The organism is Mycoplasmoides pirum ATCC 25960 (genome assembly GCF_000685905.1).
Lineage (GTDB): Bacteria > Bacillota_I > Bacilli_A > Mycoplasmatales > Mycoplasmoidaceae > Mycoplasmoides > Mycoplasmoides pirum.
Map to the genome: position 1 here is coordinate 165,608 of NZ_JMKZ01000001.1, position 12,763 is coordinate 178,370.

The window sequence follows — 12,763 nt, forward strand, 5'->3', positions numbered from 1 at the left end:
TTTTGTGAAAATAACAATATTAACTTTGTTTCCAAAGATGTTTAATTCTTTTGTTGAAACTTCAATAATTAAAAATGCAATAGCTAAAAAAATAGTTAAGATTGAAATTATTAATTTTAGAGATTTTGCAATTGATAAACACAAAAAAGTTGATGATGTTATTTATGGCGGAAGTCCTGGAATGTTATTAATGCTTGATCCTATTGTTAAATGTTTAAAAAAAATTAAGAATAAAACATCTAAAGTTTTTTTACTTTCGCCTGAGGGAATTACATTTAATCAAGAAATGGCATTAAATTTGTCACAAAATATTAAACATTTAATTTTGATTGCTGGTCATTACGAAGGTTTTGATTATAGAATTCATAATTATGTTGATGGAATAATTTCAATAGGTGATTATATTTTAACGGGTGGCGAAATACCTGCAATGCTTGTTGCTGATGCAATAATTAGATTATTGCCAAATGCTATCAATTCAAATAGTTTAATACAAGAATCTTTTAATAATTATTTATTAGATTATCCATCATACACAAAACCAGCAAAATACGATTCATATGAAGTTCCATCTATTTTGTTATCAGGCAATCATCAAAAAATTAAAAAATTTAATAGTGAAGAACAAATTAGAATAACAAAAGAAAAACGTCCAGATTTATACAAAAAATATTTAAAATTTAAGAAAGGTTCTAACAATGAGTAAAACAAAAATTAATAAAAATAAAATTTTAACTAATATTGAAAATAGTCAATTAAAAAAAGATGTACCAAATTTTCAAGCAGGAGATGTGGTAGTTGTTTCAATTAAAATAATTGAAAACAAAAAAACTCGTATTCAAAAATTTGAAGGTGTAGTTTTAAGACGTCGGGGTCGTGGTATTTCTGAAACATTTATAGTTAGAAAAGAAACTGATGGAGTTGGAATTGAAAAGAATTTTCAAGTACACAATCCAAATATTTCTATCCAATTAAAAAGAAAAGGTCATGTAAGACGTGCTTACATAAGTTACATGAGAGAACGTTCCGGAAAATCTGCTCGTATTAAAGAAAAAAATAAAAATGTTGCTAGTGCAGAATAATTTTTTAATTTAAATATAAATAGAACTTAAATTTAAAAATATGAAAAATCAAGAAGATATACAAGAAACTATTACAACTAATAACATTGAGAACAAAAAAGATTCTAATATTCCAAATAAAAATCTTATCAATGTAAATCATGGAAAAAATGTAAAGCGAGCACATTTAACTAGTTCATTGTTACATTTTGCATCATTTTATGAATTTAAAAAAACTTGATATCGAGTTTTAATTATAGTTATTTGTGCTTTAGCGCAAGGTTTTTTATCAATATTGTTAATTCAAAATACTGGTTTATATAACTTTGGTATATCTTCTATTACTCAAGGTTTAGCAAGAATAACATTTGTTACTTTATCACTACAAGATAACATGACTATTGATATTAATTTTGTTTATCAATTAGTTTTTTGGGTTCTTTATATTGTTATCAATATCCCTTTAATCATATTTTCTTGATTTAAAATCGGAAGAAGATTTACTTATTTAACAACTATATATTTAGTTATAACTAATGTTTTTGGTTTTGCATTAGGTCAAATTCCAGGAATTGAAAATTTATCTTTGTTTACCAATGTAAAAGATAATGCAATTCATAATTTATTAATAAGTGCATATAATAATCAAAATTCTATATCAGATCCTATATGAAAAGAGAACATTAATAAATTGGTGAATGATCCAAATTTTATTAAAAGTTTAAATTTTATTCCCGGAATGTGGGAAGTTTCTGGAGATGCTAGTCGTGCAATAGCATTGATGTGCTATGGCTTATTATTTTCATTAACATCTGCTTTATTCTACACAGTTATTTTTATTGTTGGTGGTTCTTCTGGTGGCTCTGATTTTATTAGTCAATGATTTGCAATTAAAAAATATCGATCAATTGGTTCAATGTTAGTATATGTAAATTTATTTACTTTAACTATTGGAGTATTATTAGGTTCATATGTTCCGGGAAGTTTGATTTTAGAAAGATTTCAAAACACAGGAATTCAAACTGGTGGATTTAATGATTTAAATCAACCAACATACTTAAATAATTTGGCATGAAGTGCACCATTATTCTTTTCTCCTAATATTGTTGCTACATTGTTGTCAGTTGTTATTTTTTCTCAAATAATGGATTCATGATTCCCAAGATATCGTTTGGCTAGAGTTGAAATATTTACAGACAAAACAATGGAAATTCGTGAATTGATGTTAAATGATGAACATCCACACAGTTTATCAATTCAAGACATAATTGGTGGTTATAGTTTAGATCACAAACAAGCCATAGTGACAATTTCAATGTATATTGACATTCCTCAATTAATTAAAAAAATTAGAGAAATTGACGAACGATGTTTAGTATCTATAACTTCGATTAGAGGAATAGATGGATTTATCTATCTAAATTAACATGAGCGATTTATCTAAAATAAATTGGTTTCCAGGGCATATGAAAATTGCAACAGATGCAATTTTAAATATGAACAAACAAATTGATTTAATTTTAGAAGTTGTAGATGCTAGGGGAATTCATATTTCTAGTAATACTGATTTATTAAAATTATTACCTAATAAACCAATAGTTAAATTAGCTTTAAAAAGTGATTTATCTGATTTAAATTTAGTTAATAAATCTAATTTAATTTTTGCATCAAAATTTCAAAAAAATTTACGTAGTATTTTATTAAATAGCTTTAAACATTTAATGCATGAAAAAACATTAAAATTTAAAAATAAAGGTTTATTATTACCAAACTATAACATTGTAGTGATTGGTTTACCTAATGTTGGTAAAAGTACAATTATTAATATTCTTGCTAATAAGATAAAAGCAAAAACCGAAAACAGACCTGGTGTTACAAAATCAGTCTCAACAATTAAATTAAATGAGATGTTCAATTTAATTGACACTCCCGGGATATTGTTTAAAAAAATTGATGATTTTGAAGTTGGTGCAAAATTAACGTTGATGGGAATTATTAAAAGCAATGTTGTACCATTAGATGACATTTTATTTTTTGCATATAATTATTTAAAAACAAATTACGTTAGTTTATTAAAAGACTATATTTTAAACTTTGATTTAGATGATCAATATGAAGATTTTTTAATTAAATTAGCAACCAAAAGAAATTTTATTTCTATTAAAAATAAATTAGATTTGCAAAAAACTGCAGAAACTTTTTTTAATAATTTAACTAATGGTAATATTGGCAAATTAAATTATGAACATTAAAAATAATTATTATCAATTTGATCGTGAAAATTTAAAAATAAATGAATTAGTTTTAGGTATTGATGAAGTTGGTCGTGGTTGTTGAGCAGGTAATTTAATAGTTTGTGGCGTTTTACTTAATGGGAAATATTTTAATTCCAAAATTAAAGATAGTAAATTGTTATCTTTTGATGAAAGAGAAGAAATTTTAAAAGATATTAAAACTCATAATCTTCAATATTTAATTAAATCATTTACCCCAATGCAAGTAGATAAATTTGGTCCCAAATTATCTAGTAAAATTTTGATGACTGAAATAGTTAATGAACTTGGAGAACAAGCTTCAAAAATTTTAGTTGATTATGAAACTTTGCTAAATGCAAAATATGAATATATTTCTTTAGTTAAAGGAGATCAAAAATCTTTAGCAATCGCTTTAGCAAGTATTATTGCAAAACAATATCGAGACAATGAAATGATTAAATTAAATAAAAAATATCCAGAATATGGTTTTAAAAATCATAAAGGTTATGGAACTAAAGAACACAAATTAGCTTTAGAAAAATATGGCCCCATTTCAAAAATACATCGATTTAGCTATAAACCAATAAAATTGGTAAAATTATTTTAGTAAAATACAACAAATTTTTTAAAAATGAATAAAAAACATATTTTAGATTTTTTAGAAGAACGTGGTTTGATAGCTCAAACTGTTTTTTATGAAGAATTAAAAGAATTATTAAGTAAAGAAAAAATTAATTTTTATATTGGATTTGATCCAACTGCAGATAGTTTGCATGTTGGACATCTTTTAATGTTACGTGTAGCTAAATTATTACAGGAATATGGTCATAAACCATTTTTAATTTTGGGTGGCGGAACTGGTCATATTGGTGATCCTAGTGGTAGAACTGATATGCGACAAATGCTTGATACTGATAATATCAATGAGTATGTGAATAAATTTAAAAATCAAATTGAAAAATTTTTAAATTTTGACAGTGAAAATAAAGCTATATTTTTAAACAATGCCAGTTGACTTTTAGAACTTAAATGAGTTGAAATTTTAAGAGAAGTTGGGCAACATATTTCAGTAAATAAAATGCTATCTACTGATGCATATAAAAATAGATGAGAAAATGGTTTATCATTCTTGGAATTAAATTATATGGTAATGCAAGGATATGACTTTTTGTATTTAAATCGAAATCATAATGTTGTTTTGCAATTAGGCGGTAGTGATCAATGATCTAATATTTTATCTGGAATAGATTTAATTCGTAGATTAGAAAAGAAAACTGCATATGGTTTGACTTTAACTTTGCTAACAAATTCAGATGGAAAGAAAATGGGCAAAACAAGTAATGGAGCTTTATGACTAAATCCAAATAAAACTTCACCATATGATTTTTATCAATATTGGATTAATGTAGATGATAGAGATTTAGAAAAATTATTTTTGTTATTAACTAATCTAGATAAAAAAGAAATTGAATTTTTAATTAACAAAAAAGGAAAAGAAATTATTGAATCTAAACATAGATTGGCTTATTTGATAACTGAATTAGTTCATGGCAATGATGCAGCTGAAGATGCTAAGAAAAAATCACTGGCTGCTTTTATTGATAATGATGTTAATAATATGCCTGAAATTTCTATTAAATTGTTAGATAAATCAATAGCCAGTCTATTAGTTGATATTAAATTTTGTACTTCAAAAAGCGAAGCCAAACGTTTAATAAACTCTAAAGCTATATACATAAATGAAACAATAATTCAAAATCCATTGGAACTTTTACATGATGAATGAATAAACAATAAATTTTTTATTGTTCATAAAGGTAAAAAACAACACATTAAAGTTATCTTGAAGGATTAAAATATGAAAAAAAAATTAAAAAAACCAAATAGCAATATAACTAACAAATATGATTGAGATCTAGATGCAATTTTAGAAGGTTCAACCTTAGAAAAATTACATGAAAATTGAAAATTAGCTTTTGAAAATTTAATTAAAGTTTATGATAAATCTAAATGTTTTAAAGATATTAAGAAATTTGATTTATATTTAAAGGCATCAAAAAAATTAAATCTTTTGTCAAATCGCTTAATGAATTATATTTCCAATAATTTGAATGAAGATATAACAAATCCAAAATGAAATGAATGAAAACAAAAATTAACTATTGAAACTAGCAATTATAGTATTAAATTATCTGATGTTTCAAATGCAATAATTAAACATAAAAAAGAAATTCAAAAATATTTGGAAGCACCTAAATATAAGATATATCAACGTAGTTTTGATTTAATTTTTCGAGAAGAAAAACACATATTATCAAATGAAGAAGAAAAAGTGCTTACCAAGCTTTCTATTTTGAATGGTGCTGCAGAAGATATTTTTGATACATTGACACGTTCAGAAATTAAATTTGAAGATGCGTTATCATCACAAAATAAAAAGCATAAAATTAAAACATTAGCAGATGTTCCACCTTTATTAAAATCTAGTGATCGAAAATTGAGAAAATCAGCATGATTATCTGAATACAATGGATTTTATCGATATAAAGAAACTTTAGCAAAAATTTTATATCATGCATATTTAAACTTTAATACGAATGCAAAGATTCGTAAACATAAAGATTATATAAGTGCTACAGCTTTTGATGATGAAATACCTGTTGAATTCATTAGTTGAATATACACAGAAGTTGCTAAATTTGCACCTATTGTTAAAAAATATAATTCAATTATTAAAACAGCAATTAAAAATAAATTTAATTTAAATAAAGTAGAACCTTGAGATACTCAAGTTCCTTTGTTCAATAAAAATACTAAATATTCAATAGAAGATGCACAAAAAATTGCTATTGCCGCTTTATCTCCAATGGGGAATGAATACATTGAGATGGTAAAAAAAGCATTCAATGAAAAATGAATTTCATGATTGCCAAAACAAGGTAAACAAACTGGCGCTTATTCAATTGGAAGTGCTGAAGGTTTAAGCAAATATTATATATCTATGAATTTTGATAATACTTTAAGATCAGTTTACACAATAGTTCATGAGTTAGGACATTCTATGCATACTTGAAAATTGCTAGAAAAACAAAAAATTTATACTGATGTTTCTATTTTCTATGCAGAAATTTCATCAATTGCTAATGAAATGTTATTGAATTATTATTTATTAAATAAATATAAAAACGATTCAAAAATGAAAGTACTTATATTAAACGAAATGATTCAAAATTTCTTTGCAACAACAACTAGACAAATTATGTTTAGTAACTTTGAATATGAAGCTAATGAAAAAATAAACAATGGTGAAGAATTTAGTAGTGAATCAGCGTTTGATTTATACACAAAAATGTATGAAAAATATTTAGGTTTTTCAAAGAATGCAGTTAAAAAATTAAAAACAAGTAATTATAAAAAAGGTTTATCAATTATTGTAGCTGTTCCTCATTTTTACGCAGGAATTTTTTATGTATATAAATACGCAATCGGACAAGTAGCTTCTATAATTGCTACAAAACGCATTTTAGAAAACAAACCAAATGCTTTAAATAATTTTATGAAATTTTTATCTTCAGGTAATTCATTATCACCTTTAGATACAATTAAATTATTAGATATTGATTTAACTAAATCAAATTCTTGAAAAGAGGCTCTTGATATAGTTTCTGAATGAATTGAAATGCTATCTAAAGAATTGAAAAAAACCAAATTAATTAAAAAGTAAATTTTAATATCTTATAAAAATTATTTATAATTCATTTTGTAAGTTTGTTTACAAACCTAATCAGTATATTTTGTTAAAAACAAAAATTTAATATTAATATGAGGACATAAAATGATTAATGAAATTGATCAATCTGTACTAGTAAAAGAGCCCACAAAGATATATGCTTTTGGCGGATTAGATGAAATCGGCAAGAACATGTATGGTATTGAATATAAGGATGAAATTGTTGTAATTGATTGTGGAATTAAATTTGCTCATGAAGAATTATTAGGGATTGATGGTATTGTAGCTAATTTTGAATATTTGAAGAAAAATGCTGAAAAATTAAAAGCAGTTGTTATTACACATGGTCATGAAGATCATATTGGGGGAATTCCATACTTATTAAAAGAAGTAGAAGTTCCTGTTATTTATGCGCCTAAAATAGCATCAGAATTTATTATGCGTAAATTGCAAGAGCATAAAGATGCTAAACCTACTGAAATAGTAGTTTATGATGATTTTTCAATTTTTAAAACTAAACACTTTACAATTGATTTTTATCGAGTAAATCATTCTGTTCCAGATTCATTTGGTGTTTGTGTTCAGACACCTAATGGCAATATTGTTGAAAGTGGTGATTATCGTTTTGATTTTGCTGCTCGAAATGAAGAATTGGATATGCAAAAAGTAGTTGAGATTTCTAATCGTGGTGTTGATCTTTTTATGACTGAAACTACAAATGCAGAAGTTAATGGTTTTAGTTCTTCAGAACAAGATATTTATAAAAACATTAATAAAATTATTTCAGAAGCACCAGGAAGAGTAATCATGACTACTTTTGCTTCAAATACAACAAGAATTAATGAAGTAATTGAAATAGCTTTAAATAAAGATCGTAAAATTTGTTTACTTGGTAAAGCAATGGAAGCTAATGTTACTACTTCTAGAAAAGTAGGATACATAAACATTAAAGAAACTGATTTGATTTCACCGCGTGAATTAAAAAAATATGAAGATCAAAATATAATTATTTTTTGTACTGGTTCACAAGGTGAAGAGTTAGCCGCATTAAATGTTATGGCTCGCGGAAAACATTCTTGAGTTTCATTAAAACCTACAGATACTATTATTATGTCTTCAAATCCAATACCAGGTAATTATGCTAATGTCGAACATCTATTAAATGAATTATACAAGCATGGAGTAATTATTTATGAAAATTCACCATCTTTGCGTTTGCACGCTTCAGGTCATGCAACTAGACAAGAATTGCAATTAATGTTACGTTTGGTTAATCCAAAATATGTTATGCCAATTCATGGTGAATATAAAATGTTTTCTAAAATTAAAAAAATTGCTTCTGAAGTTGGCATTGATAAAGAAAATGTCGTAATAGCTAAAAATGGAGATATGCTTTATTTAATTGATCATGAATTATATTATTCAGATCAGTTTTTTAATTCTGATTCAGTTTATATTGAAGGTCACGCTACTTCAAATAATTCAGCGAAAATTTTAAAAGAACGTAAAATTTTAAGCGAAGATGGAATTTTTACAATTATCTTGTTGATAAATAAAAAGAAATTCGATATTATAAATTTACCTATTGTTATAACTAGAGGTTGTTTTTTTGCAAAAGAATCAGCTGCTTTAGTTACTAAGATGACTCATGTTATTAAACAAGCTGTTAAAGAAGAACTTAGGAAACAATCTAATAATGAAAAAAACAAAGAAATCAATTATTCAAGTATTTCTGATTTAGCTTCTAACATTGCAAATCATTACATTTGAAGAAATAAACGTCGTAATCCTTTGATAAAAACAATTATTGAAGAAATTTAATTTTTTTAAAAATAAAACAAAGCACTTCATCTACAATTTTTAAAATTTAAATTATACTAAAACATATAGATAAAAAAGTTAATTAGGGGCAATGTAGATTTATGAAAAATAAGGATGTTTCTACTCCGAAAAAAGATATTTCATCTTTAGTTAGTTCTGATGCAGGTAAAACATTATTGTTGATTACTACAAGTTGTTCAAGTTGTGTGAGAACAAAAAAGTTTTTTATAGATAATAAATTGCCTTTTATAGAAATAAATTTTTATACCTTGCCAATAACTGAAAAACATTTTAAAGATATTTTGAGTTTAACAGACAATGGTGTTTTTGATGTGATATCAACAAATAGTAAATATCTTTCAAATAATAAAGTAGATATTGGTTCATTAAAGATTTCGGAATTAATAGATTTAATTCATAAACATCCTTCAATTGTAAAACGTCCTATTATATTGCAATATGATAAATCAGGAATTCCAAAAAGATTAATGATTGGATATAATAGTGTTGATATTAGAGTTTTTTTAAGACCAATTAAAGAAGCAGAATTTCATAAATCAGATCTTAGTTACGAAAATCCAGATAAATATTTTGAATTTTTAGATGATATTTCTCCGGTTAAATTTGCAATAAAAAAAGCAAAATAATTATGTTGAATAAACAAACTTATAAAATTGTTTTTAGTGATGCGCCTAAAGCGAAATTAATAGCAATTGAATTAGAAAAAATTTTAAAAAAATTTTTATCACCCGCTGTTAATTTAACGCCAAATTATTTGTTTTCTATTGGTGGCGATGGCACATTCATTAAGCATGGTATAGAATACAATAAACCAAATACTAAAATAATTGGAATAAATGGCGGGAATTTGGGATTTTATAGTTCATTTAGTGAAAAGGATTTACATAAATTAATTTCAAATTGAAAAAAACTGAATTTTGAAAAAATTGATTTATTAAAAGTTAAACAAAAAAATCAAACTTGAATTGGAATTAATGAATTAGCCATAACTAGTAGCACAGCATATCCATTAGAAATTTATTTTGATAATATTTTTTATGAAAAATTTCGAGGTACAGGAATTTTAATTGGTACTAGACCAGGAAGCACAGGATTTATAAAATCTGCAAAAGGAGCAATTATGTTTCCTAAAATTAATGCTTTAGAATTTGTAGAATTACAACCATTATTACATAAAGAATTTATTACAATTCAATCACCTTTAATTCTTCCTTTAAAAACAAAAATTAATATCAAGTCAGAAAAAAATTATAATTTTGTATCTAATATTTGTAGAGTTTTTTTAGATGGTAATGAAATCGATGGTAATTTCGTGTCTAGTGAATTGGAAATAACTTCAGTGAAAAGTCAAGCTAAATTCTTGTTACCTAATACGCTTGAATCATTTATTAAAAAATTACAAAAAACATTTATATAGGTTATTAAATATATGAAAAAACATCACAAATTTTTTTTAGTATTAGGTTATATTTTTACATTCGGAATTCTTTATTTGGTTCTTAATAATTTTGCTAAGAAAAAAGCAACATTATCAAATGAAACTTTATTGGTTTCAAATAATATTCCTTTTGATGTAAATAATTTTTTAATTGTTTTAGGTGGTGCTGAAAATATTGAAAGTACATCAAGTACTATTTCTTCAATAAAAATTAAATTAAAAAACAAAAATTTATTTATAGAAAATAAGTTAAAAAATTTTAAACCAAAAGGTTACTTGTGAAATGCGGACAATGTTTTGACAATATTGTTTGGAGATTTTTCACAAGCACTATCTAATGAAATAAATAAAATGATATAAATATGAAGATTTTAATAAATAACCGTAAAGCAAATTTTAATTATGAAATTATCGATAAATATGAAGCAGGTATAGTTTTAACTGGGAGTGAAGTTAAATCACTGAATGAATCTCACGGAAATTTAGAAGAATCTTTTGTGATAATTAGAAATCAAGAAATTTATATTTTAAATTTTAATATCCCAAAATATAAGTTTAATACTTTAAAAAATCATGAAGAAACTAGAACACGCAAATTATTGATGCATAAACATCAAATAAATAAAATTAATTTAATCAAAAAACAAGAAAAATTAACATTGATTCCACTAAAAGTTTATTGAAAAAAAAATAAAATTAAAGTAGAAATTGGTTTAGCTAAAGGTCGTAAAAAACACGATAAACGCGAAATGTTAAAATTGCGTGATGATATGAGAGCTATTAAAAATTATTAAATTATTTATTAACTATAAATCCTTTATATCTTGTCATAGACAAGATAGCATCTTCTATCCCTTGGACACCAACACCTGAATCTTTTATTCCTAGAAATGGAAATATGTCTGGACCGCGTGATGAAGCTTTATTTCAATTAACAGTTCCAACTTCTAATTGATCAGCAATTTGATGTGCTATAGATTCTTTTTTTGTAAAAATTGATGCTTGCAAACCATATTCTGACATATTGTGAATTTTAATAGCTTCTTTGATATCTTTAACTTCAATTACAGGCAAAACAGGACCAAATGGTTCTTCTCAAGCAATTTTCATTTTATCTGTTACTTTAGTAATTAAAGTTGGTTGAATATAATTTCTTTCTCTTTTTCCACCCGTTTCAATTACCGCTTTATGTTTCTTAGCGTCTTCTATTAATGATTCAATATATTCAGCTGATTCAATATCAATAACTGGACCTATATCTGGACTTTGAATTGGATTTCCCATAATTAAATTTTCTATTGATTCTTTCAATAATTTAATTAATTTATTTGCAATAGATCTTACAACAATAACTCTTTTGATCGCTGTACATCTTTGGCCAGAAAAACTAAATGCACCTTTTACAATTTCAGAAACAGCATTTTTTAAATTAGCATCAGGTAAAACTATAGCTGCATCTTTGCCACCCAATTCCAAAGAAATATTACCAACTTTACTATTAGCTAATAATTCCTTTCCAACTTTTGTTCCGCCCGTAAATGAAATCATAGAAATGTGGGGGTCAGTAATCAAAACATCACCTATTTCACTTCCGTGACCAACAATACAATGGAATACACCTTTTGGTAAACCAGCTTGAATTAACAACTCAGATATTTTGATACCTATTATTCCAGCTTGTGTAGCGGGTTTGAAAACAACTGTATTACCACTAATTAAAGCTGGAATTATTTTTGTTATAGGTGCATTTACTGGATAATTAAATGGTGTTATTGCCAAAACTACACCCAACGGTTCTCTTGTAAAGTATCCTATTTTATTTTTAATTTTGTGTTCTTTCGGCCCAATAATCTTAGGTTTAGACATCATTTTTTCATAAACGTTAATTGTTTCATGAATGTATTCAATTGAACGCTGAATTTCAATTACAGATTCTTTTAAACTTTTGCCAACATGATTTACTAATAACTTTGCAAGATTTTGTATATTTTTGTTTAATAAATCAGCAAATTTTAATAATATTTTTTTACGTTTTGCATAAGTTTCTTTTGATCATGTTTTAAATGATTTGTTTGCAGAAATATATGCTTGCTTAACATCATTTGCAGTCATTGCACAAATTCTTCCATCATCTTCTAAATCAACAGGTGATTTGATAATAATTACTTTTTGAGATGAAATTTTTTTATTTTCAATTAAACCACAAATATTATCTTTTAAATATTCAATGTTAAAACCTTCAGGTGCACAATGCAAACAGTTTTTATTTTTTTTGTTGTCATTCATATATTTTTCTCATTAAATTATTGCAATCATATACATTAATAAGATAATTTATTTTATTTTTTTATGTTAATAATTGCTTAGATTTTTATTCTATTGCGCAAAAATAAAAAATATAAGCATATTCGACTTGCAAAAATTACAAAGGTTTATA

Annotated in this window: 13 protein-coding genes; 12 read left to right on the plus strand and 1 reads right to left on the minus strand. The window is 25.0% G+C overall.

Translation table 4 applies throughout. The features are described 5' to 3' along the window. Positions 1 to 4 precede the first annotated feature (4 nt). The 12 genes from trmD (at position 5) to smpB (ending at position 11,120) form a co-directional block, all read left to right on the plus strand. Positions 5 to 706 (plus strand): tRNA (guanosine(37)-N1)-methyltransferase TrmD, encoded by a 702-nt coding sequence (gene trmD, locus T397_RS0100680; protein ID WP_027123789.1) that lies wholly within the window; start codon positions 5 to 7, stop codon positions 704 to 706. Further along, positions 699 to 1,082 (plus strand): 50S ribosomal protein L19, encoded by a 384-nt coding sequence (gene rplS / locus T397_RS0100685; RefSeq protein ID WP_027123790.1) that lies wholly within the window; start codon positions 699 to 701, stop codon positions 1,080 to 1,082. Before trmD ends, rplS begins: the two co-directional genes overlap by 8 nt. A gap of 40 nt (positions 1,083 to 1,122) precedes the next feature. Beyond that, the gene (locus T397_RS0100690; protein WP_052663040.1) at positions 1,123 to 2,487 is read left to right on the plus strand and encodes a DUF2179 domain-containing protein; all 1,365 of its coding nucleotides are present in this window, start codon (positions 1,123 to 1,125) and stop codon (positions 2,485 to 2,487) included. Between the two features lies 1 nt (position 2,488). Further along, the gene (gene ylqF, locus T397_RS0100695) at positions 2,489 to 3,313 is read left to right on the plus strand and encodes a ribosome biogenesis GTPase YlqF (RefSeq protein ID WP_036448556.1); all 825 of its coding nucleotides are present in this window, start codon (positions 2,489 to 2,491) and stop codon (positions 3,311 to 3,313) included. Then, on the plus strand, positions 3,303 to 3,923 hold the full coding sequence (locus T397_RS0100700) for a ribonuclease HII (protein ID WP_036448559.1): 621 nt from the start codon (positions 3,303 to 3,305) through the stop codon (positions 3,921 to 3,923). The genes ylqF and T397_RS0100700 overlap by 11 nt, the downstream gene beginning before the upstream one ends. Before the next feature lie 24 nt (positions 3,924 to 3,947). Further along, positions 3,948 to 5,171 carry a tyrosine--tRNA ligase gene (gene tyrS / locus T397_RS0100705; RefSeq protein ID WP_027123794.1) on the plus strand — a complete coding sequence of 408 codons (1,224 nt, stop codon included), beginning with the start codon at positions 3,948 to 3,950 and terminating at the stop codon, positions 5,169 to 5,171. A gap of 3 nt (positions 5,172 to 5,174) precedes the next feature. Further along, positions 5,175 to 7,040 (plus strand): oligoendopeptidase F, encoded by a 1,866-nt coding sequence (pepF, locus tag T397_RS0100710; protein WP_052663041.1) that lies wholly within the window; start codon positions 5,175 to 5,177, stop codon positions 7,038 to 7,040. 111 nt (positions 7,041 to 7,151) lie between these two features. Beyond that, complete coding sequence (locus T397_RS0100715; RefSeq protein ID WP_027123796.1) at positions 7,152 to 8,867, plus strand: ribonuclease J; 1,716 nt, start codon at positions 7,152 to 7,154, stop codon at positions 8,865 to 8,867. Between the two features lie 101 nt (positions 8,868 to 8,968). Beyond that, positions 8,969 to 9,514: a Spx/MgsR family RNA polymerase-binding regulatory protein gene (locus T397_RS03755; protein ID WP_155947920.1), complete on the plus strand. Its 546-nt coding sequence runs from the start codon at positions 8,969 to 8,971 to the stop codon at positions 9,512 to 9,514. 2 nt (positions 9,515 to 9,516) lie between these two features. Beyond that, positions 9,517 to 10,305 (plus strand): NAD(+) kinase, encoded by a 789-nt coding sequence (locus T397_RS0100725; RefSeq protein WP_036448561.1) that lies wholly within the window; start codon positions 9,517 to 9,519, stop codon positions 10,303 to 10,305. A 12-nt stretch (positions 10,306 to 10,317) separates the two neighbouring features. Next, positions 10,318 to 10,686: a hypothetical protein gene (locus tag T397_RS0100730; RefSeq protein ID WP_027123798.1), complete on the plus strand. Its 369-nt coding sequence runs from the start codon at positions 10,318 to 10,320 to the stop codon at positions 10,684 to 10,686. A gap of 2 nt (positions 10,687 to 10,688) precedes the next feature. Then, entirely contained in the window at positions 10,689 to 11,120 is a 432-nt protein-coding gene (smpB, locus tag T397_RS0100735) for an SsrA-binding protein (RefSeq protein WP_027123799.1), read from the plus strand. A gap of 1 nt (position 11,121) precedes the next feature. Here the strand turns inward: smpB and T397_RS0100740 are convergent, their stop codons facing one another. Further along, the gene (locus T397_RS0100740) at positions 11,122 to 12,612 is read right to left on the minus strand and encodes an aldehyde dehydrogenase family protein (protein WP_081794283.1); all 1,491 of its coding nucleotides are present in this window, start codon (positions 12,610 to 12,612) and stop codon (positions 11,122 to 11,124) included. Between the last annotated feature and the right edge of the window lie 151 nt (positions 12,613 to 12,763).